The sequence below is a fragment of the Bacillus haikouensis genome, assembly GCF_013179555.1.
Classification (GTDB): domain Bacteria; phylum Bacillota; class Bacilli; order Bacillales; family Bacillaceae_B; genus Rossellomorea; species Rossellomorea haikouensis_A.
Genome location: NZ_JABMCR010000517.1, coordinates 1 through 1,501, shown reverse-complemented (window position 1 = coordinate 1,501; position 1,501 = coordinate 1). Strand labels below are relative to the sequence as shown.

General features: G+C 42.6%; 2 protein-coding genes. Both read right to left on the bottom strand.

Going from position 1 to position 1,501, the window contains the following annotated elements; all coding sequences use genetic code 11:
• A partial coding sequence (locus HP456_RS23830; protein WP_172255643.1) for a CBS domain-containing protein occupies positions 1-605 on the bottom strand: 605 nt, incomplete at its 3' end.
• Positions 606-708: 103 nt separating this feature from the next.
• Positions 709-1,501, bottom strand: a 793-nt coding sequence (locus HP456_RS23825; protein ID WP_172255641.1) for a DUF4003 family protein, incomplete at its 5' end; no start/stop codon positions are given.

Below are 1,501 nucleotides of genomic sequence, written 5' to 3'. Positions count from 1 at the left end.
TCAATCCTGAGCTTGAGTTTCAACAGTTCAGTGATATCCCTTACGCTGTTGATGACATAAAGAATTTCCTTTTTTTCATTGAAAATAGGGGTTCCCGAAACAATGATTTTTCGTCCGTTATGAATAGTCTGCATGAGTGTGACGGGCTTTTTTTCTTTGATTACCTGAATCGAAGCAGATTTTGAGATATAGCCTTCCTTAATAATTTCCTCCATATGATAACCGATCAGCTGCTCAGGTTTCAGGTTCGTAATCCGCTCATACGCCGTATTTATTTTTACCGTAATGCCATACCCGTCTGTAATAAATACCCCGTCATAGAGGGAATTGATGATGTCCGTGAAAACATCATTCTCAAGCAGCTCGCTATACTCATCCTTGATTCTTGTCCTTTTTTGAGAGGTATGCCGGCCGTTTGAAAACTTCTGTATGATTTCTCCTACTGATTGATGCGATTGTACCTCCTGAAAGATTTCCTTCATATCGTCCAGCGTTAAGGTGCCAATCGTTTTACCTTTCTCATCATAAACCTCCAAAGACTCTTCTTCAGCAGAAGAAAACATCTCAATCGCCCGTTCTAAATCATCTGAAACTCGAATCCGCATATTTTAACCCCCCAGTACAAAACCATATTCTTTTTTCTCATACTATCACAATTGAACGCAACAAGGGACGGCCATTAACATCCTAAAGACCCGTCCCTGACTATCATTCCCCGCTGCTGGTTGCAGCTGCAGCACCTGCAATCGCTGCCACTGAAGCAGCCTGCTGTGCTTGAATGAGTGCTTCGATGGTCGTCGACAGATTTGTATGCAGAAGGGAGGAGTTTTCCATCTGGTCAGAGAGGTGCAAGGTGACCGCCATCATGAAATTAATGTCCTTCTGCCACTTGAACAGTTTGTCGCTGTTAAGACTCTCAAGGATTTCCTTCACCTGTGTAATCTGTTCTTTACCATTTTTCATAAAAGCAAGCATCGCAATCTGTGGATAGAACCTTGATTTCGGCCGGATACCTTCTTCTTTTAACGTATCAAACAGTTCTGTACTTCGAGTCACTAATTCATCGAGAGAGACATCCTCCACAAGCGATAAGATATGACTCATCGTCTGCAAATCGTTCCCTTTATAAAAACCGGACTGATTCAGCTTTTCGTAGAGGGATTCAATGTGATCCACAATGGCAGCTGTATTCTGTTCCCTTTGAGCCAGCAGCATGGCCAGCGGATAGTCACTTTGCCCTGTTAAAAAGAAATGATTCTGCCTCATCTCCTTATAAACATTCATTGCACGAGATGCCAGCTCAGCGCTGTTTCCTTCTTCGGTGATGACAACCATAGCGGCAATATACGTATAGGTGCCTCTTGAAAAGCCCTCTTCAACAAGAGCTTCATATACCTGAATGAAATCAGTGAATTTTTCTTCAGGGCTAGGAAAACGGGTGTCCAGCATAGCCGCAAATGTAAAACGATGATGTGATTTTAAAGTGGAAAAAACGCCAACT